The organism is Robertmurraya siralis, from assembly GCF_005502275.1.
GTDB classification, from domain to species: domain Bacteria; phylum Bacillota; class Bacilli; order Bacillales; family Cytobacillaceae; genus Robertmurraya; species Robertmurraya siralis.
Genome location: NZ_SWLZ01000004.1, coordinates 19,809 through 43,992, shown reverse-complemented (window position 1 = coordinate 43,992; position 24,184 = coordinate 19,809). Strand labels below are relative to the sequence as shown.

The 24,184-nt window shown below is 40.6% G+C and carries 21 protein-coding genes; 2 read left to right on the top strand and 19 right to left on the bottom strand.

Annotation, left to right across the window (positions count from 1 at the left end; translation table 11 throughout):
- Positions 1-57: 57 nt before the first annotated feature.
- The 7 genes from FCJ93_RS06915 to mce form a co-directional block, all read right to left on the bottom strand.
- The gene (locus FCJ93_RS06915) at positions 58-1,332 is read right to left on the bottom strand and encodes a DNA polymerase IV (protein ID WP_095306672.1); all 1,275 of its coding nucleotides are present in this window, start codon (positions 1,330-1,332) and stop codon (positions 58-60) included.
- 110 nt (positions 1,333-1,442) lie between these two features.
- Positions 1,443-3,278: a ribosomal protection-like ABC-F family protein gene (abc-f, locus tag FCJ93_RS06910; RefSeq protein WP_408014793.1), complete on the bottom strand. Its 1,836-nt coding sequence runs from the start codon at positions 3,276-3,278 to the stop codon at positions 1,443-1,445.
- 455 nt (positions 3,279-3,733) lie between these two features.
- The gene (locus FCJ93_RS25755) at positions 3,734-3,850 is read right to left on the bottom strand and encodes an RAxF-45 family protein (protein ID WP_280526657.1); all 117 of its coding nucleotides are present in this window, start codon (positions 3,848-3,850) and stop codon (positions 3,734-3,736) included.
- Positions 3,851-4,007: 157 nt separating this feature from the next.
- Entirely contained in the window at positions 4,008-4,499 is a 492-nt protein-coding gene (locus FCJ93_RS06905) for a chemotaxis protein CheW (protein ID WP_095306675.1), read from the bottom strand.
- 117 nt (positions 4,500-4,616) lie between these two features.
- A complete protein-coding gene (locus FCJ93_RS06900; RefSeq protein ID WP_137743200.1) occupies positions 4,617-5,738 on the bottom strand; it encodes a M20/M25/M40 family metallo-hydrolase in 1,122 nt (373 codons plus the stop codon).
- A 78-nt stretch (positions 5,739-5,816) separates the two neighbouring features.
- Entirely contained in the window at positions 5,817-7,364 is a 1,548-nt protein-coding gene (locus FCJ93_RS06895; RefSeq protein ID WP_137743199.1) for an acyl-CoA carboxylase subunit beta, read from the bottom strand.
- Between the two features lie 4 nt (positions 7,365-7,368).
- On the bottom strand, positions 7,369-7,782 hold the full coding sequence (gene mce, locus FCJ93_RS06890) for a methylmalonyl-CoA epimerase (RefSeq protein ID WP_095306678.1): 414 nt from the start codon (positions 7,780-7,782) through the stop codon (positions 7,369-7,371).
- Between the two features lie 146 nt (positions 7,783-7,928).
- Here mce and prli42 point away from each other — a divergent pair, with 146 nt between their 5' ends.
- Positions 7,929-8,024, top strand: a complete 96-nt coding sequence (prli42, locus tag FCJ93_RS24805; protein ID WP_150915065.1) for a stressosome-associated protein Prli42 — start codon at positions 7,929-7,931, stop codon at positions 8,022-8,024.
- 254 nt (positions 8,025-8,278) lie between these two features.
- Positions 8,279-8,746, top strand: coding sequence for a BsuPI-related putative proteinase inhibitor (locus FCJ93_RS06885; RefSeq protein WP_137743198.1), 468 nt, complete (start codon positions 8,279-8,281; stop codon positions 8,744-8,746).
- Positions 8,747-8,995: 249 nt separating this feature from the next.
- Here FCJ93_RS06885 and FCJ93_RS06880 read toward each other — a convergent pair whose 3' ends face one another.
- The 12 genes from FCJ93_RS06880 to yqiS all read right to left on the bottom strand — a co-directional run bounded on the left by FCJ93_RS06880 (position 8,996) and on the right by yqiS (position 24,055).
- Positions 8,996-9,991: an aromatic acid exporter family protein gene (locus FCJ93_RS06880; protein WP_137743197.1), complete on the bottom strand. Its 996-nt coding sequence runs from the start codon at positions 9,989-9,991 to the stop codon at positions 8,996-8,998.
- A 92-nt stretch (positions 9,992-10,083) separates the two neighbouring features.
- Positions 10,084-10,521 (bottom strand): BrxA/BrxB family bacilliredoxin, encoded by a 438-nt coding sequence (locus FCJ93_RS06875; protein ID WP_095306680.1) that lies wholly within the window; start codon positions 10,519-10,521, stop codon positions 10,084-10,086.
- 219 nt (positions 10,522-10,740) lie between these two features.
- Positions 10,741-11,865, bottom strand: coding sequence for a methylmalonyl Co-A mutase-associated GTPase MeaB (meaB, locus tag FCJ93_RS06870; RefSeq protein ID WP_095306681.1), 1,125 nt, complete (start codon positions 11,863-11,865; stop codon positions 10,741-10,743).
- A complete protein-coding gene (gene scpA, locus FCJ93_RS06865) occupies positions 11,852-14,056 on the bottom strand; it encodes a methylmalonyl-CoA mutase (RefSeq protein WP_137743196.1) in 2,205 nt (734 codons plus the stop codon). Before scpA ends, meaB begins: the two co-directional genes overlap by 14 nt.
- The gene (locus FCJ93_RS06860) at positions 14,049-15,863 is read right to left on the bottom strand and encodes a methylmalonyl-CoA mutase subunit beta (protein ID WP_095306683.1); all 1,815 of its coding nucleotides are present in this window, start codon (positions 15,861-15,863) and stop codon (positions 14,049-14,051) included. Before FCJ93_RS06860 ends, scpA begins: the two co-directional genes overlap by 8 nt.
- A 165-nt stretch (positions 15,864-16,028) precedes the next feature.
- Entirely contained in the window at positions 16,029-17,288 is a 1,260-nt protein-coding gene (locus FCJ93_RS06855) for a dihydrolipoamide acetyltransferase family protein (RefSeq protein ID WP_095306684.1), read from the bottom strand.
- Positions 17,289-17,324: 36 nt separating this feature from the next.
- On the bottom strand, positions 17,325-18,308 hold the full coding sequence (locus tag FCJ93_RS06850) for an alpha-ketoacid dehydrogenase subunit beta (RefSeq protein WP_095306685.1): 984 nt from the start codon (positions 18,306-18,308) through the stop codon (positions 17,325-17,327).
- A gap of 14 nt (positions 18,309-18,322) precedes the next feature.
- On the bottom strand, positions 18,323-19,321 hold the full coding sequence (locus tag FCJ93_RS06845; RefSeq protein ID WP_095306686.1) for a thiamine pyrophosphate-dependent dehydrogenase E1 component subunit alpha: 999 nt from the start codon (positions 19,319-19,321) through the stop codon (positions 18,323-18,325).
- A gap of 20 nt (positions 19,322-19,341) precedes the next feature.
- The gene (gene lpdA, locus FCJ93_RS06840; protein ID WP_095306687.1) at positions 19,342-20,763 is read right to left on the bottom strand and encodes a dihydrolipoyl dehydrogenase; all 1,422 of its coding nucleotides are present in this window, start codon (positions 20,761-20,763) and stop codon (positions 19,342-19,344) included.
- 18 nt (positions 20,764-20,781) lie between these two features.
- Positions 20,782-21,888, bottom strand: a complete 1,107-nt coding sequence (buk, locus tag FCJ93_RS06835; protein WP_095306688.1) for a butyrate kinase — start codon at positions 21,886-21,888, stop codon at positions 20,782-20,784.
- Between the two features lie 136 nt (positions 21,889-22,024).
- Positions 22,025-23,119, bottom strand: coding sequence for a branched-chain amino acid dehydrogenase (gene bcd / locus FCJ93_RS06830; protein ID WP_095306689.1), 1,095 nt, complete (start codon positions 23,117-23,119; stop codon positions 22,025-22,027).
- Positions 23,120-23,149: 30 nt separating this feature from the next.
- Positions 23,150-24,055, bottom strand: a complete 906-nt coding sequence (yqiS, locus tag FCJ93_RS06825; protein WP_137743195.1) for a phosphate butyryltransferase — start codon at positions 24,053-24,055, stop codon at positions 23,150-23,152.
- Positions 24,056-24,184 lie beyond the last annotated feature (129 nt).

Below are 24,184 nucleotides of genomic sequence, written 5' to 3'. Positions count from 1 at the left end.
GATGCAAAAATATGAGTTTCCTATCAATAGTTTTTCAAAAAACAATGAAAAAATAAGCTAAGGAGAATCCTTTTTTCTCTTTTCAACCTGAAGAAAATCCTTATTAAAACTGGTCTCTGTGCCAATTTGCCGTTTTTGCTCATATGAAAGATTGCTTGCCTGCTCAATAATATGAGCACCGAATTTTTCCTTCAGCTTCGACACTGTGTCAATAAGCGGTTCCTTTTTAGCATCCCTTTCATACGTAAAAAGGTCAAGCTGCTTCACCGCATGATCGTTCTCGACTAAATCTGTCCCTGTAATCCCGAGCAACCGCACAGGATCACCTGTCCAGTTGGAGACTAACATCCCCTTTGCCAATTGTAAAATTTCTTCTTGAGTAGAAACAGGATTTAATAATTTCCTGCTTCTTGTTACCGTTTTGCGATCTTTGTATCGAATTGTAATCCCCAATGTAGTTGCCAGCACTTTTTTGCGTTTTAAGCGCACGGAAACCTTTTCCGCCAAACCTTTTAAAACTTGAAAAAGCTCCTGTTGATTGGAAACATCCTTCGGCAAGGTTGTCGAATTTCCAATACTTTTAAAATCGGAAATGGCATCTGGATCGACTGGACGATTGTCGATCCCATTTGCCCTCTCCTTTAATCGTAGTCCATTTATCCCCAACAAAGCTTTAAGCTGGATGTCGTTCCCTTTTGCCAAATCCTCTATTGTATGAATGCCAATTCCTTTTAATTTATCTGCCGTTTTCTTACCGACACCATGCATTTCACCTACTTGCAACGGCCAAAGGACAGTCGGAAGATCCCTTTTTCTTAATACAGTTATTCCTAATGGTTTCTTCATATCTGAAGCCATCTTCGCAAGAAATTTATTCGGCGCGACGCCAATGCTGCACGGTAAATCGAGTTGCCGGATTAAGCGTTTTTGAATTTGTTCAGCAATTTCTAATGGAGAACCGAGCTCAAAACTTTCAGTAATATCCACATATCCTTCATCAATCGACACTGGTTCAACAAGCTTTGAAAATTGGTTTAACAAGTCAAACATTCCCATAGAAGCGGCCCGATAACGTTCAAAATCTGGCCTTTTCACGATAAGCTGTGGACAAAGCTTCTTCGCTTCCCATAAAGGCATCGTCGTTTTTACTCCAAATTTCCTCGCTTCGTAACTACAAGTAACGATTATGCCCCTTCTTTCCTCTGGGTTCCCTGCGATTGCCAGCGGTTTCCCTTTTAATGATGGATCATAAGCCATTTCCACAGATGCATAAAAGCTATTCATATCCACATGTAAAATGACACGACCGTTTTTTGGATACATATTTTTCATACCGTTCCACACTTCCAAAAGAAGAAATTCTTATAGTTCTATTTTATCATATGTTCGGTTTGTTAAACGCAATAAAGCTCCCCTATTGTGACAGAGCTCATCAAGGCTTTTTAAAAGGCCTGCCTATAAATTTCTTCCCACCGTTTTTCCAGTTCTACTTTCTCATTATATATTTGTTGTAATTGCGCTAAATCCTCCGTTTCAATTAACATTTGTTCTAATTTTGAAATTCTCGATTCTATTTGTTCTAATTGCAATTCCCATTTTTCATCTAGAGAATTTTTTTCATGACTTCCTTTACTTTTGCTAGTTATTCTTTTTTTATCGTTCTCCCTTTTATTTTTTTTAAAATGGACTTCTTCCATTTTCTTTTTCGCATAATGATAATTCCCGTCAAAGCTATAAACTTTCTGCGATTCGATCCAATACACTTTCTCAAAAAGCTTATTAAGAAAATAACGATCATGTGAAACAGCTAATATCGTCCCTTTGAAACGACTAAGGACTTCTTCCAGCACTTCGAGAGATTCAATATCCAAATGATTAGTCGGTTCATCCAAGATGAGCGTATTTACATTTAAATGCATAAGTTGAGCTAAACGAAGTCGCATCCTCTCTCCGCCACTAAGTTGAGATATTTTTCTAAAAACCGTATGTCCAAAAAATAAAAATTGCGCTAAAATCCCCCTTGCTTCCCCCTCAATCACTTTTATGACATTGCGAAAAACATCAATGAGCCTTTCATCTTTCTCATCGGCAAAAACATGCTGAGAAAGATAGCCTATTCTCACGTTACTACCTATTTTAATTTCACCTTGATCCGGGTTTAATTCCTGCAAAATTAATTTAATTAAAGTGGATTTCCCAGTTCCATTTCCTCCAACAATCGCTACACGTTGTTGATAAAATACATGGATATTCACTTGTTCAAACAGGACTTTTTCTCCAAATCGTTTAGAGACATTCCGGACGATAATAACATCTTTTCCACTGCGGTCCGCAGATACCATTTCTAAGTTCATTTTCCTTTGATTCATTACAGGGCGCTCCAAGTTCTCCATTCTCTCCAAAGCTCTTTCCATATTTCTCGCGCGTCTATGGAGCTCCTCATTAGGCGGATTAGCCCTGTTTGCCCAATCCCGCAAGCGTTTAATCGCTTCTTTCATTTTCTTTATTTTCTTTTGCTGCTCTTCATAAGCATGAAATTCTTTTAACAACCTCTCCTCTTTTTCTTTCATATAACCAGAATAATTTTTCACGTAGCTAACAATCTCTCCGTCTTCTAAATCTAATATTTTGTTCACTACTTCATCTAAAAAGTGCCGATCATGTGAAACAACAAGCACAGTTCCTTGATAATCCTGTAAAAAATGGCTTAACCATTCAACTGCTGCAAGATCTAGATGATTCGTCGGTTCATCTAGCAACAAGAAATCAGGTGCTTTTAAAAGCACCAAAGCCAGCCCCACTTTTGTTTGTTCCCCACCACTAAGTTTTGCAAATGGTATATCCAATAGGTCCGTAATATTTAAGCCATTCACAATTTTGTTAATAGAGGCTTCGATTTCATACCCACCTTTTCTCGTAAAATCATCTTGCAACTGACCATAGTCCGTTACTAATTTTTCAAGCTTATGAGCGTTTTTTTCATTGCTCATTTCTCTCGCCAATTCCTTCATCTTGTCTTCTAATAATAAAAGGGCAGAGAACGCTGTCTTTAATACTTCTGCCGTAGTTGCTTTGTTTCCAAACTCTTTGAGTTGTTGAAGATAGCCTACTTGAGTCCCTTTTTTCCAATGGATTTGACCAGAATCAGGTATTTCCTCACCGGACAAAATTTTTAATAGACTTGTCTTGCCACTCCCATTTCGACCGACAAGACCTACCCTTTCTTTTTCCATAATTTCAAATGTAATATTTTCAAAAATATTATTGCCTCCATACATCTTTGACACTTGCTGAACACTGCAAGCAATCATCTCTATATTCCTCCCTTTTAATCAATAAACATAGTACAAAAGCACGAGGCGCTCACGGATCGATCGGAAAGATTGATCCTGTGATGAGCGTTCTAAGAAGCTTTCCATGGAGCTCATTGCCGTACAAACGTTAAAGGAACTGTTCTAAATCTGAATTGCGATGCCACTCTCGGTCACTTATCATAGGTTGTAAAAATTCCAATACCAATGTTTGTCAGGCTTTGGCTGCTTGCAAAAGACTAGTTACACTCATTAAATGAAACTTATGTTCCAAGAACACACAAAAAAGCCATGGAAATACATACTTTCCCATAGCTATACACGAATATTCAAGACAAAAAAAGAGAGCATGAAAAGCTCCTCTTTTTTGCCATCCTATCAATTGTGGGTTTAAAGATGTTTTCACTGTTTTCATTTCCTATTTAGTTCCTAAAAAAGGGCATAGTTATCCCGTTAGCAACTAAACTAGCAAATTTTGCACGGCAAAAATATAAGAATTCCGTCCAATATCCGTGCGATAAAACAGCTTGATTCAACACCTTTCCCCACCTCCGTTTCACTATATATCCACTAAATTATATTCCTTTTTCGAGCATTTTTCAAGTTTCCATCGAATATGGATCATATAGAAATGTTGAAAAATGAAGGAAATCGCTCATTTGCTAGACTACAAAAAAGCTGATTCCAAAAGTCAAATCAATGACTTTTGGAATCAGCTTCCTGCAACTGGCTTTCCATATATTCTTGAATCTCTTTTATCCCCTCTAGAGTTTTCACCATGACTGTTGGAGAAATAATTGTAATAAGGCGACTGTCAAGATTCGCTACTCCCGTAAAATAACTTGTTTTTTGATAAGCTACTAGTCCCACCTGCTTAATGACTTCAGCTGGAATATCCAATATTTCTTTTGCTTCTTTAACGAGAACCCCTAAGGAAATTTCGTCTGTCCGCAATACGATGACTCGAACTGAATCGCTTGCTTCCATTGCACGGTCATATAAAATGGTCTCCGTGTCGATTGTCGGAATAAGCTCTCCGCGAACTTTCATAATTCCTTTCACATAAGTTGGTAAATGAGGTATTGGCGTAATCCCTTCTAATTTCTCAATGGACAACACACTTTCAATCGGGATCGCATATTCTTCATCTCCCACTGTAAAAACGACAAATTTACTTGAATCTTGCATGAACATCCCTCCTGACTTTTCTACTTCTATAGTACTCACCGAACAGACAGCTTGTCTATGCTAACTTTTGTACAAATGGAAATAAGAGAACCTTTCATCCGGTTCTCTTAAAATGAACTATGCCTTGCTCACTTCTTCAATAATGGCAATGACCATTTCAGCAAGCTTATTTAGCTCTTCGATCGGCATCCGTTCATTTTTCGTATGTATCTCCTCATAACCAACAGCTAGGTTGACCGTTGGAATGCCGAATCCAGCGATAACATTAGCATCGCTCCCCCCACCACTTTTTAACAGTTCAGAGCTTCTGCCAATTTTAGCCGCTGCTTTGCGCGCTATTTCAACAACATGGTCACCTTCTCCATATTTAAAGCCTGGATACATGATCTCGACTTCCACCTCGGCACTACCGCCCATTTCAGCTGCCACTGATTCAAAAGCAGCTTTCATCTTTTGAACCTGGGCTTCCATTTTTTCAGGCAGAAGAGAACGAGCTTCAGCGAGGATTTCAACGCGATCACAAACGATATTCGTTGGACCTTCACCTTTAAAATAACCAATATTGGCTGTTGTTTCCTCATCGATTCTTCCTAACGGCATTTTAGCAATCGCCTTTGCCGCCATTGTAATCGCAGAAATTCCTTTTTCCGGCGCAACACCGGCATGGGCTGTTTTCCCTAAAATCGTCGCTTTCACCTTCGCTTGAGTAGGTGCAGCAACAACGATATTTCCTACTTTTCCATCACTGTCAAGGGCATAGCCAAATTTAGCAGTTACCAAGGATGAATCAAGAGCCTTAGCACCAACTAAGCCTGATTCCTCGCCAACGGTAATAATAAATTGAATCGTTCCATGAGCAATATTTTGCTCCTTTAACACACGAATAACTTCAAGCATAACAGCTAAACCAGTTTTATCATCAGCACCAAGAATCGTTGTTCCATCAGTGACAACATAACCATCTTTAATGGCTGGCTTAACACCCTTTGCTGGAATAACGGTATCCATATGTGAAGTGAAATAAATGGTATCAACACCATCTTTAGTCCCGGGAAGTGTGCAAACTAAGTTTCCTGCACCATGCCCTGTTAATTCCGTTGTATCATCTTCAAAAACCTCCACACCTAGAGCAGAAAACTTTTCCTTTAACACTTTGGCAATTTCCGCTTCGTATTTCGTTTCTGAATCGATTTGGACAAGTTCTAAAAATTCATTGAGCAATCTTTCTTCATTTATCATTGATGTAACCCCTTCCGCTATATCTTCCTATTTCAGTATATCTGTTTCAGTCAAGAATCGGCAAATTTTTCTTTGTTGCTAAAGAGGAATATTTCCATGCTTTTTATGCGGACGTGATTCCTTTTTATTTCGCAGCATCTCTAGAGACTGAATGATTTTGATCCTTGTCTCTCGCGGATCAATGACATCATCAACCATGCCCATGCCTGCAGCCACATAAGGATTAGCAAACTTTTCTCGATATTCTTCAATTTTTTTCGCCCGTGTTTGTTCCGGATTTTCGCTATTTTGAATTTCTTTCGCAAAAATAATGTTCGCTGCCCCCTGTGGTCCCATAACAGCAATTTCTGCATTGGGCCAAGCAAAAACAAGATCAGCACCAATGGATTTACTATTTAATGCAACATAAGCCCCACCATAGGCCTTTCTTAAAATTACCGTAAGCTTCGGAACGGTTGCTTCTGAATAAGCATAGAGGATTTTTGCACCATGACGGATGATGCCGCCATGCTCCTGTTTAACACCTGGAAAAAATCCCGTTACATCCTCAAAGGTAATCAGCGGAATATTGAAGCTGTCGCAAAAACGAATAAAACGTGCAGCCTTGTCGGAGGAATCAATATCAAGTCCACCGGCCATCACCTTTGGTTGATTACAAACTAAGCCGATCACTTCCCCTTTTATCCGCGCTAATCCTACAACAATATTTCTAGCAAAGTCTTTGTGAATCTCAAGGAATGAATTTTTGTCTACGACTTCATCAATGATAACCCTTACATCATATGGCCTAATCGCATCAAACGGAATCACGTCGGTTAAGTTCGGACGATAGTCGTCTTCAGCGGCAACCATTAACATCGGCGGCTTTTCCTCACTATTTTGTGGTAAATAACTTAATAATAACCTTACACTTTTGATAATTTCTTCTTCAGAATCACTCCGAAAATGAGCGTTTCCACTAATCGAATTATGGACCCTTGCTCCACCTAAATCTTCAGCACTAATTTTCTCACCTGTCACCGTTTCAATCACCTTTGGACCTGTTATAAACATTTGACTCGTTTTTTCAACCATAAACACAAAATCTGTTATGGCAGGAGAATAGACTGCCCCTCCTGCACACGGTCCCAAAATGACCGAAATTTGTGGAATTACTCCTGAATAAATTGAATTTCGATAAAAGATTTTGCCATATCCATCTAGCGAAACAACCCCTTCTTGAATTCTTGCCCCGCCAGAATCATTTAATCCGATGAAGGGAGCTCCGTTTTTTGCGGCCAGATCCATCACGTTGGCAATTTTATTAGCGTGCATCTCCCCTAACGCTCCGCCAAACACTGTGAAATCCTGGGAAAATAAATAGACAGAACGTCCATTGACTTTGCCATAGCCTGTTACAACTCCATCACCTGGGCCCTTTTGAGACTCTAATCCAAAATCCCGTGAACGATGCTCGATAAAGGGATTTAATTCAACAAAGCTCCCTTCATCCACAAGCAAATTAATGCGTTCTCTTGCCGTTAATTTTCCTTTTTCATGTTGCTTTTCGATGCGTTCATCTCCACCTCCAAGTTCAACTTCTCTTCTCTTATCGTAAAGTTCGTTTATTTTTTCATAGATGTCCATTCCGCTACTCTCCCTTTTCCGTTTTTTCACATAACTCCCATAACACCTTACCTGTTGATTTCGGATGCATAAATGCTACAAGTGCCCCTCCTGCACCTATTTTCGCTTTGTCCTGGAGCATTTGAATCCCTTTTCTCTTCATTTCATCAATCCTTGCTTGAATGGAATCAACCCCTAATGCCACATGGTGAATCCCCTCGCCCCTTTTCTCAATATGCTTTGCAATTGCACTTTCTGGACTTGTGGGTTCAAGTAATTCTATCTTCGTCCCGCCTATTTTTATAAAAGCTACTTTTACCTTTTCGCTTTCTATTTCTTCAATCCCCTGAATTTCAAGCCCAAGCACTTCTGTATAAAATGGCAATGACTCCGAAATTGATTTAACGGCAATTCCGATATGATCTACTTTTTCAATCATTCTTCTCCCCCCACCTGAGCATAGCTCAATATAGTTAAAATATTCGCTAAAATATGCCGATTTCCTTCCTAAAATTGAGCGGTTGTTCATTTCTGCAATACCTAGTAAAATAGAAAACAGGATGTATAGATTGGGAGGGAAAGATAATGAAAAATAAAAAGGCTAGAAAAGTAATTGTTTACTTAATGATATTTGCGATGCTCGCATCAACTCTTCTCCTTGGACTTTCCATGTTTATATAAACCATTTCGGAAAATGCAAGCAGCTGTAAATGAATGGTTCGTGGCTTTTCTCTAAGCTCACCAGCGGACAAGCTGGTATCGTTGTCGCCTTTTTCGCTAAATCTATCGATAGGAGCGAAGTTTTATAATAGCTGCTTACAGTGGACATATGAACAGCTTTAAAGAGTAGGATGCCCTACTCTTTTTTCGTGTAACCTTTTATCAGAAATGAAGTCTAATTAAATGAAGACAAATTAAAAAAAGTGGTGATTCCAATGATCATTTCTCTAAGGAAAACAGCAGTCGTGATTACTGCCTTCCTTTTTGCTACCTTAGCAGGCTGTGGAACGGCAGACAACTCCAAAAATGAGAACAGCAACGGAGGAGGCTCCGGGGAAGAAATGAATATTTCTATCCATAAGATCACTGATTTACAATACCAACTCTCCATTCAAAACAATCAGGAAAAAGAAGAAAAAATAACATTCCCTTCTTCACAGGATTTTGATTATTTTATCAAAGACAAAGATGGGACAATTGTTTATACGTATTCAGCAGATAAAATGTTTGCCGCTACAGTAGAAGAAGAAATATTGGCACCGGGAGAAAAGCTTGAATATGAACTCGATCTTTCTGAGACTCTTTCCTTTCTCGAGCCTGGAGATTATACTTTAGAAGCATGGATTACAGCGACAGAAATCGATGAAAATAAGGTGGAGACAGACTTCAGTTATGAGGGCTAAAATAAGAAGGTACCTGAACGTTTAACAATCGACTATCCCCCAAAAGATAAATTTCACGAAAATTTTTTGGGGACGTTTCATGTTTCGACACTCTCCTATTGTTTACTTTCGATAGCTTTGTTAAACAATATTGTTGATTGAACGATCTTTGGCTCATTGCGTGTGAAGCCTTAGTTTCACACGCAATGAGCCAAAGATCAACACCGACATATAACAAAGCCTTGTGTTTAAAGAGTATTCTCCAAAAAACTACTGTAATTCCACACTGCCTTTTCGATACTTCTTCTTTTCTCTCTTCAAATACTTGAACGAGTTTTTCAGCATCAAATATTGTTCCATTTCCTTCGTTAGCTGCAAGAGGGCAGCGCGGACTTCAAATTCTTCACGTGTTTGCGGCAGCCCCATACTTTGAAATTCCTCTCTCATCTCCAACAGATTTTCTAGAAAATTCTTTGGTACTTCACCAGGACTTATATGCTCAGCCAGCTCCTCCAAAAAGTCTCCGATCATTTGGCCTTGTACTACTGTAACAGGTAATGAGGCAACTAAAGGCAAAATTCTCTCGATAATCTCGAACTGCTTTTCACGCATTTTAAAATAATGATAGTACAAATGGTCATTGCGGCGAAAATGATTCTCTACATCTTGGAAAGCCATTGTTTTTGCTTCATCAATTAATCTTGCTGTACGGGTAAGTTCACTTCCGTCCCAGCTGCTGTCACTTGTTCTTAAATAGTGGACAATTTCCAGTATAATTTTCCGAAAATTATCTTCAAGCTCTGCCTGATATTGAATCAATTTCTTCCCTGCACTCGGCATATAGAGATTCATTATTAAAGCCATTCCGACACCAATGATCACAATGCCTAATTCATTGAGAAGAAGTTCGAAGGTGACATTTCCAGCCATGTAAATATGCAGAATGATGACACTGCTTGAAACAATTCCTTCCTGAGCCTTACACATAACCGCCGTAGGGATGAAAAATAACAGCATTAATCCAATTGTAATCGGGTGGTATGTAATGCCCTCAAAAAAGATCGTGGAAAATAACATGGCCATGAGGCAAGCAAGAACTCTATCCCATGAAGCTTTAACGGACTTTACCTTTGTCGGTTTAATGCAAAGAATGGTTAATATCCCTGCAGATGCGAAATTATTGAGGCCTATTGTTTGTGCCAGCAAAATCGATAATGTTGTTCCTAAAGCGGTCTTGATTGTTCGATATCCTATCCGAAATTTCATCATTGCTCCCATGTACCTTCCATATTTCAAATTTATCCTAATAATCAGCACATCTTATTGTATCAAAAAAACCTCGGAAAAAAACCGAGGTCTTAAACTTCTTCACAATATTGTTCAAATGCATCCTGTAATTTTTGGACAACATCCATCGGACCATGGCCTTCAATATCATGACGCTCAATCATCGTGACAAGTTCCCCATCCTTTAATAAAGCAAATGATGGAGAGGATGGCGGATAGCCAGTAAAGTAAGAGCGAGCTTTTTCCGTCGCCTCCTTGTCTTGTCCAGCAAATACAGTTACTAATTGATCGGGTCTTTTATCGTAATGAAGGGAGTGCATAGCAGCTGGGCGAGCAATCCCACCAGCACAGCCACAAACTGAATTCACCATTACTAGTGTTGTCCCTTTTTGTTGTAACGCTGCATCCACCTCTTCTGGTGTTGTCAGCTCTTTATATCCTGCAGCGACAATTTCTTGCCGAGCTTGGCGAACTACGTCGTTCATGAATAAATTAAAATCCATGTTCATCTATATCGCTCCCTTTTATCTATTCTTCTTTTTCATAATACCAATACCAGTGCAATGTTTACAACCATTCCACTCGCAATTATTATAAGTAGAGGAAGAAAGATAAAAAAAGAAGAAAAGATGTTTTATTTTCTTGTAAATGGGTAAATACACAATAAGCAAGATCTATCCCATAATTACCCCTATTTGGCTACCATCTTGGAATGGTAGCCTTTTTTTTTAACTTTTTGCCTGAAAATAATGCTGAAAGAGGCTGTTTACCGCAGAAGTAGCCGTTTTATCTCCGGCAATTACCTCATTTTCATACTTTGGGAGCAGTTCTTTTACAAGGGGATGATGAAAGAAATCTGTTTGCAGTTGATCGATGATCATCGATTTCATCCATTCCTTCGTCTGGGCTCTGCGACGCTCCGCAAAGATGCCTGATTGTTTCGTCGATTCCTCGAACGCTTTAACCGTGCGCCAAACATTCCCGATTCCTTCATTCTTTAATGCTGAACATGTATAAGCTTTTGTTACCCACCCTTTTGTCGCAGGTTGGAGAAAGTGAAGAATTTGATTATATTCTTGTTTTGTTTTTTCAGCACGCTTTTTATTTTCACCGTCTGCTTTATTAACAAGGACAGCGTCAGCAAGCTCCATAATCCCTTTTTTCATCCCTTGAAGCTCGTCTCCTGCCCCTGTTAAAACTAGGAGCATAAAGAAATCAACCATTTCTCTGACAATGACTTCACTTTGCCCCACCCCAACTGTTTCCACTAATATGACATCAAATCCAGCCGCTTCACACACGAGCATCGTTTCTCTTGTTTTACGATGAACTCCGCCGAGCTTTCCACTTGACGGAGATGGGCGAATAAATGCCCTTTTATTTCTTGCAAGCTGTTCCATTCTTGTTTTATCGCCTAATATACTTCCACCGCTAATATTAGAGCTTGGATCGACGGCCAAAACAGCCACACTTAATCCTTCGCCACAAAGAAAACTACCAAGGGCTTCAATAAACGTACTTTTTCCTGCACCTGGAACACCGGTAATTCCAATTCTTAATGCTCTTCCGGCATGAGGAAGAAGCTTCTGCAAAAGCTCCTGCGCTTGAGCAAAATGGTATTCTGCATTGCTTTCAATCAGTGTAATGGCCCTCGCAAGCTCTCTACGTTCTCCTGCTAAAACCCCTTTGTACAGCTTTTCAAGCGATGGACCATTAACTTTTTTTCTTTGAAAACGGGTCTTTTTTTGGGCGAATGTTATTTGCTCCGATCCTGTTACCCCAGTTCGAATAACTGAATTATACCTTTCAGGCTGATTCGGATCGCTCCATTCTGGCTTCTTATCCTCCGTCATGTTCACTCGACACTTCCTCATAGCCCAGTCTTTCATAAATAGCGTGAATCACCTTTTGTGCAGCCACAGGAATTACTGTTCCTGGTCCAAATATCGCTGCGGCTCCATTATCATATAAAAACTGATAATCCTGGGCAGGAATAACTCCACCGACAACCACTAAAATATCTTCTCTCCCCAAATTTGTTAATTCTGCTCGCAGCTGCGGCAGCAATGTTTTATGACCTGCTGCTAAGGAACTCATCCCGATCACATGCACATCATTTTCCACAGCCTGCAAGGCAGTCTCTTCGGGCGTTTGGAATAGCGGACCGATATCGACATCAAATCCTAAATCGGCAAAAGCAGTCGAAATTACTTTCGCTCCTCGATCATGTCCATCCTGCCCCATTTTGGCAATTAAAATTCTTGGGCGTCTCCCTTCATTTTCTAAAAATTCCTCTGTCATTCGCTGAACCTCGGCAATTTCCTCCTCATTTGAAAAGGCAGAACTATACACACCACTTATTGAACGTATCACCGCTTTATGGCGATTCACTACCTGTTCAATTGCATAAGAAATTTCCCCAAGTGTAGCTCGTACTCGTGCCGCTTCTACAGCCAATTGTAAAAGATTTCCCTCTCCCGACTCCGCTGCTTCCGTAATGGCCCTTAACGCCTCCGTTACTTTTGCTTCATTGCGTGCCGCTTTTAATTTTTCCAATTTTTCAATTTGTCTTAAGCGCACTGCCGTATTGTCGATATCAAGGATCTCTATCGGTTCTTCCCTTTCGAGTCTGTATTGATTTACGCCGATAATAGTCTCTTTTCCGGAATCAATTTGCGCTTGTCGTCTTGCTGCCGCTTCTTCAATTTTCATTTTTGGAAGACCTGTTTCAATCGCTTTTGCCATTCCACCAAGCTGCTCAATTTCTTCGATGTGCTCCCAAGCCCGTTCTGCCAGCTCTGCAGTCAAGGCTTCGACATAGTAAGAACCTGCCCACGGATCAATCACATCTGTAATCCCTGTTTCCTCTTGTAAAAATAACTGGGTATTGCGAGCGATCCGCGCTGAAAAATCAGTCGGTAAAGCAATCGCTTCATCAAGGGCATTCGTGTGAAGCGATTGTGTATGTCCCATCGCTGCCGCATGCGCTTCAATCAATGTGCGGGTAACGTTATTAAACGGATCCTGTTCAGTCAAACTCCAACCGGAAGTTTGTGAATGAGTACGCAACGCCATCGATTTTGGATTTTTCGGTTGAAAAGTTTTCATCATTTTTGCCCAAATAAGACGTGCTGCTCTCATTTTTGCGATTTCCATAAAATAGTTCATGCCAATTGCCCAAAAAAACGACAGTCTTGGTGCAAAAGAATCGATTTCAATCCCTGCTGTCAAACCCGTCCGCACGTATTCAAGTCCGTCAGCTAAAGTATAAGCAAGTTCGATATCAGCTGGTGCACCAGCCTCCTGCATATGATATCCTGATATACTAATACTATTAAATTTAGGCATATAGGTAGATGTATACTTAAAAATATCAGCGATAATTCTCATCGACATTTCGGGAGGGTAAATATACGTATTGCGAACCATATACTCTTTCAAAATATCATTTTGGATTGTTCCAGAAAGTTTATCTTGCGATACCCCTTGCTCTTCTGCGGTAACGATGTAAAACGCCATAATCGGAAGGACCGCACCATTCATTGTCATTGAGACAGACATTTGATCAAGCGGAATCCCTTCAAATAATGTTTTCATATCGAGTACAGAATCAATCGCTACCCCCGCTTTGCCCACATCGCCTACTACTCTTGGATGATCGGAATCATAGCCGCGATGTGTTGCTAAGTCAAAGGCGACGGAAAGTCCTTTCTGCCCCATTGCTAAATTTCTCTGATAGAAGGCGTTGCTTTCTTCTGCAGTCGAAAAACCGGCATATTGCCGGACAGTCCACGGCCGATTAACATACATCGTCGGATATGGCCCTCTCGTATATGGCGGCAATCCGGGCAAATGCTCTAATTGCTCTAAATTTTGACGATCTTCACTCGTATAAAGCGCTTTGATTTTGATGTGCTCATTTGTTTCAAAAAGAAGCTCTTCCATATTTTGAGCAATTTCTTCTCTCGCTTTTCGTTGCCATTTTTCCTTCGAATCACTTTTCGACGCAAATAAAGAGAATGCCTTAAAATTCGGCTTAGTCATCTATGCCCACCTCCAAATTAGCTAAAATCGTAGCAAGGGTTTGATAGCAGTTGCTCTTTAAATGAATAAATCCAGCAATCCCGACCTTTTCCCAGCTTTCCCGCTCTTCAGGAAGCCCAACAACATACAAGTGAACGTGAGGGAAGGCTGTTTTGATGTTTTGGGCAAGCTCGATTCCGAAAGATGCATATTGCTCATTGCTTCCACAAAGACAGTAATGTTTATAGCCTGTTTCTCTCACAAACTCTAAAGCATGAGTTATTGCATGAATTTCTGTACTCATTTTTCCTTCAATACCAGCTGGTGCGAGAAATCCGTTGGCAAAGTCAGTCCGCAGTTTATGAGACTTTAATTCTCCTAAAGTGAGCAGTCCTACAGCTAAATCTACTCCTTGCTTTTTCAGTTTCTGCGCACTGAACCTAAGCTCCTCATATGACTCTGATAATCGCCCTTGTGGAATTGGTGGAAATTCGGCTCTATGCTGCACTCCGCTTACCTGCACGTTTTTTAATGATTCACCTTGTAAGTCCACATATTTATTCGTTCCCACAATCGCTTGCTGCCTCGTCGCTATCGCTTCTTCACGCCTTTTTCTTACTTTGGCAATCTCCGTCTGTATCCATCCTTGTTTAAGCACTTCAACAATTCCACCTTTTTCATCGATCGCCAAAAATAGTTCCCATGCTTTTTCAACAAGCTCTGTCGTTAAAGATTCCACGTACCAGGAACCACCTGCTGGATCAATTGTTTTTGCCAAGTGGGACTCATCTCGTAAAATTAATTGTGTATTTCTTGCAATACGATCCGAAAAAGCAGTCTCTTTACCTTCAGGCTCATTAAAGGGGCTGACATGTAAATATTGAATTCCTCCCAATACTGCTGCAAAGGCCTCACTTCCCGCTCTTAACATGTTCACATAAGGATCATAGAGCGTTTTCGTAAAGCGAGAGGTCGTAGCAGAAATAATCATTCCCCGCTCTTCTTCATCTACTCCATAAGCTTTCGTTACCATATCCCATAACACTCGAGCCGCTCTAAGCTTTGCCAGTTCCATAAAGAAATTTGCGCCTATCGAAAATTGAAAAACAATTTTTGACACTAATGTTTTGATTGATAAGCCGAACTCCGCAAGTTTTTCAATATGCTGTACCCCTGTGCTAATTGCAATTGCCAATTCTTGCACAGCATGAGCACCACCATTATGATATGGAACTGTATCCACTAAAATGGTCCGTATTCGAGGAAGTGAAGTTAGGCTATTATTGATCGCTTCAAACATCTGCTGATAGCCTTCTTCAATCCTATCTATCCCTTTTTCTGCTAGAAGAGCAACTGGATCGATGCCGATATAACCATAACACTTCCCAGAGTGAGGCAGACTTTGAATTTTCTTTAAAAATTCATGGTGATATTCTTTCGCATTGATTGAAAATGGATAACGGAGCAGCTCTTCCTCTAATTCTTCAACTTTTGCCAACACGCTTTCATTGATCTCAAACGAGAGCGCTGTTTGTCCTTTAGAAATGGCTTTGTACAGTTGCTCATTTAAATTTTTATCAATCGTAAGTTTTTGTGCCACCTTCCATTGATTTGATAAATAACCTAGAGAATAGGCTCCTCTTCTAAAATCGGACTGTGCCGGAAACTGGCTTACTTCCTCTTGATCGTTTTGCATGTAAAGCGGTTTCAATCTTATTTGCTCATATGTATCTTTTTCAAGCGACTCAATCTTTTTCCCTTTCATTGACTGCTCGCTCTTTTCAACCCAATTCTTAATAGAAACCTTTGGAAACGATTGCTCTCGCATTTCCTCTCCACCTTCCATGAGGTTATTAAAAATTCCGATTATTAAATTTTCTATTGATACCACTATTGTAGTACACGAATTTCATTCAAGCAACGGAGAGAAAAGAGGAAGACCGTTGTTTAATAAACGGTCTTCAAGAGATTATATGCTATTTTAAAATAACATTTAGTAAATCGAGGTATTTTCTTTGCTTGTATGTTCAAGAATTTCTTTAACTCTTTGGAGAAAACGACCACATACTAAGCCATCAAGAACGCGATGATCAAGCGACAAGCATAAATTCACCATATCACGAACGGCAATCATGCCATTTATAACAACAGGGCGCTTGACAATCGATTCCACTTGTAAAATCCCAGCTTGTGGATAATTAATGATTCCCATCGATTGGACAGAGCCGAATGAACCTGTGTTATTCACTGTAAATGTCCCGCCCTGCATGTCTTCGCTTGTCAATTTACCAGCACGCACCTTTGTGGCATACTCGGTAATCTCGCGAGCAATCCCTTTAATTGTTTTCTCATCGGCTGCCTTGATAACCGGTACAAACAATGCATCATCTGTTGCTACTGCAATAGAAATATTGATGTCTTTTTTCTGCACGATTTTATCTCCTGCCCACATTGAATTCATTTGTGGGAACTCTTTTAAGGCTTGAGCAACAGCTTTGACAAAAAACGCGAAGAAAGTCAAATTAAATCCTTCTTTATTTTTGAATTCATCCTTGACCATGTTTCGATATTCAACTAAATTCGTCACATCGACTTCGATCATTGTCCAAGCATGCGGGATTTCATGCTTGCTTTTAAGCATATTTGCTGCAATTGCTTTGCGAACTCCAGTTAGTGGAATTTCAGTATCACCAGCCCCAACTGGAATCGATGGCACAGGAGCGCTTTGTTTTGCTGTCTGAGCTTGAGGTTTCGCAGGCGGTGTCTCAGCTTGAACCGATTTTGGAATCTGACCTGACTCAACAATCTTTAAAATATCCTTACGGGTAATACGTCCGCCAGCACCGCTTCCCTGCACAAGATTCAAATCAATACCATGTTCTTGTGAAAGTTTCAGTACAGCAGGTGAATAACGAGCTTTGCTGTTTGTTGCATCAAGCAAAGCGTTTGTACTTGAAAAGTCTGCTTCATTTTGAGCAGCAGGAGCTTCTTCATCTGCTTCACTTACACTGCCCTCTACTTCCACAGAGCAAATCACTTCACCTACTGCTAGCGTATCCCCTTCATTTGCAATTAGTTCTTTTATGACACCGGAAAAAGAGGAGGGTATTTCCGCATTTACTTTATCTGTCATAACCTCTGCCAGCGGGTCGTACTTATTGACTTTATCCCCTGCTGATACAAGCCATTTGCTTATTGTTCCTTCGGTAACACTTTCTCCTAATTGAGGCATTTTAATTTGTTCAATTGTCAATTCGAAAAACCTCCTTCAACTACGCTTTTTCTCTATTTAAAATTCAGCCAACTCTCGCATCGCTTGTTCAACTTTATCCGGATTAACCATAAAATACTTTTCCATTGTCGGTGCATATGGCATTGCAGGTACATCTGGTCCCGCTAAGCGCTTAATCGGAGCATCCAAATCGAAGAGGCAATTTTCTGCAATTATCGCCGACACTTCACTAATAATGCTGCCTTCCTTATTGTCCTCTGTTATAAGCAATACTTTACCCGTCTTGCTGGCTGCCTTAATAATGGCTTCTTTATCCAACGGATAAACAGTACGCAAATCTAAAATATGTGCCGAAATGCCCTCACTCGCAAGTCGTTCAGCAGCCTGCAGTGCAAAATGAACACATAACCCGTACGTAATAACAGTAATATCATCGCCTTCACGCTTGACATCCGCTTTTCCGATTGGAAGAACATAATCTTCAGTAGGTACTTCGCCTTTAATTAAACGGTATGCTCTTTTATGCTCGAAAAAGAGAACCGGGTCTTCATCACGAATTGCAGCCTTTAATAGTCCCTTTACATCGTATGGCGTAGATGGCATGACAATTTTTAATCCAGGCTGGTTGGCGAATACGGCTTCAACCGATTGGGAATGATACAATGCTCCATGAATACCGCCACCATATGGGGCGCGAATCACAATGGGACAATTCCAGTCATTATTGGAACGATAACGGATTTTTGCTGCTTCAGAAATGATTTGATTGACAGCCGGCATGATAAAATCAGCAAATTGCATTTCCGCAATCGGACGCATGCCATACATTGCTGCCCCAATTCCTACTCCTGCGATCGCTGATTCAGCAAGGGGGGTATCAATGACTCTGTCTTCCCCAAACTGCTCGTATAATCCTTGAGTTGCTTTAAAAACTCCGCCCTTTTTCCCTACATCTTCACCAAGAACGAAAACTTTAGAGTCTCTTTCCATTTCCTCACGAATCGCCATCGTCACTGCATCTATATATGAAATGACTGCCATTTCAATCTTCCCCCTTACTCTGCATACACATGCTTCATCGCATATTCTGCCTCTGCGTATGGAGCGTTTTCTGCATAATCTGTTGCTTCGTTAACGATTTTCATCACACGATCGTTAATTTCTTTTTCCTTCTCATCGTTCATTACACCATTTTCCTTCAAATAAGCTCCAAAAGTAATAATCGGGTCTTTTGTTTTCGCTTCAGCGACCTCATCAGGAGCACGATAGCTTCTATCATCGTCATCTGAAGAATGTGGAGTTAGACGGTAAGAAATCGTTTCAATTAATGATGGACCTTCGCCACGGCGTCCGCGATCCGCTGCCTCTTTAACAGCCTTATACACCTCTAACGGATCATTTCCGTCGACTGTAATTCCAGGCATTCCATAACCAACAGCACGATCAGAGACATTTTCACAAGCCAACTGCTTTTCAATGGGTACAGAAATTGCATATTTATTATTCTCACACATAAAGATAACTGGGAGCTTATGAACACCCGCAAAATTGGCACCTTCATGGAAGTCACCCTGATTCGATGAACCTTCACCAAAGGTGACGAAAGTGACAAGATCTTTATCCTCCATCTTTCCTGCTAATGCCACTCCAACCGCATGAGGAACCTGTGTCGTTACAGGGGATGAACCGGTGACAATCCGATTTTTCTTTTGTCCAAAATGTCCGGGCATTTGTCGGCCCCCAGAATTCGGATCTTCCCCTTTTGCAAATGCAGAAAGCATTAATTCTGTTGCTGTCATTCCAAAAGTCAATACTACCCCCATGTCGCGATAATAGGGCAATACATAATCTTTCTCTTTATCTAATGCAAATGCCGCACCAACCTGGGCAGCCTCCTGCCCTTGACAAGAAATAACAAACGGAATCTTACCTGCACGGTTTAAGAGCCACATCCGTTCATCAATTCTTCTTGCCAACAGCATTGTTTCGTACATTTCCAGCACCTTTTCATCGCTCAATCCAAGAGCGCTATGACGATTCTCAGTCAATTCCATTCCCTCCCGAGAAATTAATCTTATCCATGTATCGCCTTGCCATCAACCGCTAAAGCTGCTTCACCAATCGCTTCTGATAAAGTTGGATGCGGATGAATCGTATGGGCAACCTCCCAAGGTGTCGCATCTAATACTTGTGCTAAACCCGCTTCAGAAATCATATCTGTTACATGAGGTCCAATCATATGGACGCCTAATATATCATTGCTTTCTTCATCAGCGATCATTTTCACAAATCCATCTGATTCACCAAAAACAAGCGCCTTTCCAATCGCACGGAAGGAAAATTTTCCAACTTTAACTTTGTGTCCTTTTTCCTTTGCTTCTTCTTCCGTATAACCAACACTTGCTACCTCAGGAGCGCTATATATACATTTAGAAATTAACCGATAGTCAAGAGGTTCTGGCTTCTCTCCAGCAATATGCTCAACCGCAACAATCCCTTCATGTGAAGCAACATGGGCAAGCTGCAAGCCACCGATACAATCTCCTATCGCATAAATGTGCGATTCTTTTGTTTGATAAAAATCATTTGTGACAATGAACCCTTTTTCTACTTGAATATCGGTATTTTCTAAACCTATTCCTTCTGTGTTTGCGATACGGCCAACCGAAACAAGTATTTTATCTGCTTTAAATTGTTTTTCTGTTCCCTTTACTTCAGCAGAGATGGTGACAGTTTCTCCTTTTTGAAGCGTTTCTGGCAAAACCTTTGCACTTGTGACAACATTGATTTTACGCTTCTTCATCAGCCGCTGCATTTCCTTGGAAATTTCTTTGTCCTCTGTTGGTAAAATACGATCTGCGTATTCAATAATTGTTACTTCAACCCCAAAATCCGACAACATTGATGCCCATTCAATTCCAATCACACCGCCGCCAACAATAATGATCGAATGGGGAAGTGAGTCCATTTGCAACGCTTCATCTGAAGTCATTACTAGCTCACCATCTATGTCTAATCCCGGTAAAGTACGCGGCCTTGAACCAGTTCCAATAATAACGTTTTTAGGAATTAGCATTTCGTTTTCTGTTTCATCATTCATTTCAACAGAAATTGTTCCTGGCATAGGTGAAAATATAGACGGACCTAAAATTCTCCCTGTTCCTGCAAAAACATCAATCTTACCTTGCTTCATTAAATGTTGAACACCTTTATGAAGTTGTTCAATGATATTGTTTTTTCGTTCCTGCACCTTGGCAAAATTTAATGAAACACCTGTGGTTTCCACACCGAATTCTTCGCTTTTTTTTGTCGTCGCAAATACTTCAGCGCTTCTTAACAATGCTTTACTGGGGATACACCCTTTATGTAGACAGGTGCCGCCAAGTTTTCCTTTCTCAACGATTGCCGTTTTTAAGCCTAACTGAGATGCCCGAATCGCTGCGACGTAGCCACCTGTACCACCGCCAAGAATGACTAAATCATATTCCTTCGCCATAAAAAACGACCTCCTTTTTCAAATCCTCTCACTGCTCTTTACTGGGTTTGGATAATGTTTCTCCTCTTCCTCACCTCTTAACACTCTAAGCGCTCCTTCCGCTAACGCTTGAAGCTCATTCTCTCCCGGCTTTACAATGACATCAGCAATCCATTTGACTCTTTCCTGAATCTCCTGCACAAATCCTTTTCCATAGGCAAGACCACCCGTTAAAATAATCGCATCGACCTTCCCTGATAAAACCGCACTAGCTGAACCAATTTCCTTCGCTACTTGGTATGCCATCGCAGAATAGACTAAGCTTGCCTTGTCATCGCCATTTTCTATCATTTTTTCCACCGCAAGAGCATCATTTGTTTTCAAATAGCCAACCAATCCACCTTGTCCGACCAGTTTTTTCATGATTTCTTCATAAAAGTATTGTCCAGAATAACAGAGGGCAACGAGATCGCCCGCAGGCACTGTACCCGCACGTTCTGGACTGAACGGTCCATCTCCATGAAGACCGTTGTTCACATCGACAACTCTCCCCTTTTTATGTACACCAACCGTAATCCCGCCCCCCATATGGGCGACAATTAAATTGAGCTCTTCGTATCTCTTCCCTAACTCCTGCGCAACCCGCCTCGATACTGCCTTTTGATTAAGGGCGTGGAAGATGCTTTTTCGGTCTATTAACGAAAAACCTGAAATTCGAGCAATAGGTTCCAACTCATCAACAACAACAGGATCGACAATATAAGCTGGAATATTCAATCCTGATGCAATTTCATGGGCAATAATTCCACCAAGATTGGAGGCATGCTCACCAGCAAAACCAGCACGAAGATCGGACAACATCGCTTCGTTAACTCGATACGTTCCTCCTTCTATGGGGCGCAGCAATCCACCACGACCGCAAACCGCTTTAAGCTTGGAAATGTTCATACCTTCTTTATCGAGTGATTCGAGGATCGTCTTTTTACGGAATTCATATTGATCAATAACTTGATTAAATTGACCAATTTCATCATTACGATGACGAATCGTCTTTTCAAAAACAGATTTCTCATTATCGAATACCCCAATTTTCGTTGAAGTAGATCCTGGATTGATGACGAGAATTCGATTAATTGACTCTGGCACTGTCTAACCCTCCAATTGAAAGCGCAAATTTCCTTTCCTACTGTTCTTTATTCGATGATTTGAGCCATTCATAACGGAAACTTGCGCTTAACACCTTTCAACATGTAATAACCATACCATTTAACTGACAAAGCATTTATCTTCTGCTTAGAATGTGATGGCCATTTTGAAGAAATTGACTGCGGGAATTGCGCATTCTTTCGATTCTCTCTTCAGCCATACGATCTGCTGCTTTATAAGTCGGAATTCCATCACGCTTTGAGATTTCAATTACCTTTTCAATGTTTTGATAAATTGTCTCAACTCTCTTCATCGCTCGGTCGCGGTTATAACCGTACAACTCATCGGCGACATTGATAACTCCACCGGCATTAATTACATAATCAGGTGCATAGACAATCCCTAATTCATGAATGAGGTCACCATGAACCGTGTCACGAAGCTGATTGTTAGCAGCTCCCGCAATAACTTTAGCCTTTAATTGCGGAATTGTATCATCATTAATGACAGCTCCTAACGCACAAGGAGCATAAATATCACAGTCGACACTATAAATTTCGTCTGGTTCCACTGCCTTTGCACCGAACTCTTCCACCGCTCTTTGTACAGCTTCTTTATTAATATCTGTCACAATTAAACTTGCCCCTTCTTCATGTAAATGACGGCATAAATTAAAAGCAACATTACCGATACCCTGAACAGCAACCACTTTTCCTTCTAGTGAATCATTCCCAAAGGCTTCCTTAGCTGCTGCCTTCATCCCACGATATACACCATAAGCTGTAACTGGAGAAGGATTTCCCGATGAACCGAATGCTGGTGATATTCCCGTTACATAATCGGTTTCTTCATGGATCAAATCCATATCAGCAACAGTTGTTCCTACATCTTCAGCTGTAATATAACGGCCATTTAAACCTTGAATGTAACGGCCAAAGGCACGAAACATTTCTTCGTTCTTATCTTTACGAGGATCCCCAATAATAACCGTTTTACCGCCTCCAAGATTTAACCCAGCAGCAGCATTTTTATATGTCATCCCCTTCGCTAAACGAAGAGCATCTTCAATTGCTGCCTCCTCTGATTCATATGTCCACATCCGCGTTCCACCAAGCGCTGGTCCTAAAGTCGTATCATGTATCGCAATTATCGCCTTTAGTCCGGATTGCTTATCTTGGCAAAAAACGACTTGTTCGTAATCATAAGACTCCATATACTTGAAAATTTCCATGTTGTATCTCTCCTCTTTTGTTAAATATCATCAATGTTTAGTAGAACAAATGGCTAAAGCTAGGGAGTAAAGCTTGCTTTCAGCAGAATCTGCCCTGGAAGTTAAAACAATTGGTGCCTTCGCCCCGGCAATGACTCCTCCAACCTTCGCCTTCGCAAAATATGTCAATGATTTATACAATGCATTTCCTACCTCTATTGTTGGCACAAGCAGGATATCTGCTCGTCCAGCAACTTCACTTTTGATTCCTTTTTGCTCAGCTGACAAGCTCGAAACCGCATTATCTAACGCAAGCGGCCCATCAATAAGACAATTCGTTATCTGCTCTCTTCGATTCATTTGCGAAAGTGCAGCAGCATCCAGTGTTGCCTGCATACTCGGGTTGACTACTTCAACAGCGGCAATCGGTGCCACTGTTGGCCAATTGACCCCAACACTTCTTGCAATTGCAACGGCATTTTCAATAATTTGTACCTTTTGTCCAAGATCAGGATAGAGATTCATCGCTGCATCGGTAATAAAGAGAAGGCGTTCAAAGTCTGGGATTTCAAAAACAGCAACATGCGAAAGAATATTTCCTGTCCTTAAACCATATTCTTTATTTAAAATTGCCTTTAAAATAACCGCGGTTTGAACATTTCCCTTCATCAACACATTGGCTTCATTTAATTGTACAGCCTTAACGGCTTTTTCAGCTGCCTCCTGATTCGTAAGTGCATGAATGATTTGAACATCACCCTTGTTTATCAAATGAGGAAATTTAGCATTGATAATCTCGATGATCTTCTCCTTGTCGCCATATAAAAGGAAGCGGGAAAGCCTTCTTCGCAGCGCTTCTTGTACCGCTTCAAGTACATCCTCATCTTCAGCAGCAGCTACCGCCACCGTGATTGAAGGAAATTGTATGGCTCTGTCAATTAGAGATTGCAATTTCAAGCTGTATTCAACCCCCTTTAATTTTTGTCTGTATTTTCCTTTATTTGGTCAAATACATTTTGCGATAACATAAAGTATGTTTGCAATTTTTATGCCAATTAAAATAAGGGTTTTAAACTCCCGTTTCTA